The organism is Streptomyces sp. SID3212 (assembly GCF_009865405.1).
GTDB lineage: Bacteria > Actinomycetota > Actinomycetes > Streptomycetales > Streptomycetaceae > Streptomyces.
This window is the reverse complement of record NZ_WWJY01001235.1, coordinates 1-257: the sequence shown is the minus strand read 5'-3', so window position 1 is coordinate 257 and position 257 is coordinate 1. Positions and strand designations below refer to the sequence as shown.

Sequence of the window (257 nt, the reverse complement as noted above, 5' to 3'; positions counted from 1 at the left end):
GCCCCCGTTGTGTAGCGGCCTAGCACGCTGCCCTCTCACGGCAGTAGCGCCGGTTCGAATCCGGTCGGGGGTACGGTAAGACGTAAGTCACCATGGGCTATGGTGTAATTGGCAACACGACGGTTTCTGGTTCCGTTGTTCTAGGTTCGAGTCCTGGTAGCCCAGCTGGACCTCTTGGTCCTCGCCCCCGTTGTGTAGCGGCCTAGCACGCTGCCCTCTCACGGCAGTAGCGCCGGTTCGAATCCGGTCGGGGGTAC

At 62.3% G+C, this 257-nt stretch carries 3 tRNA genes; all 3 read left to right on the top strand.

The window, feature by feature from the left end:
* Positions 1 to 73, top strand: a tRNA-Glu gene (locus tag GT042_RS36525).
* A 20-nt stretch (positions 74 to 93) separates the two neighbouring features.
* Positions 94 to 165 (top strand) — tRNA-Gln (locus GT042_RS36520).
* An 18-nt stretch (positions 166 to 183) separates the two neighbouring features.
* Positions 184 to 256 (top strand) — tRNA-Glu (locus GT042_RS36515).
* Position 257 lies beyond the last annotated feature (1 nt).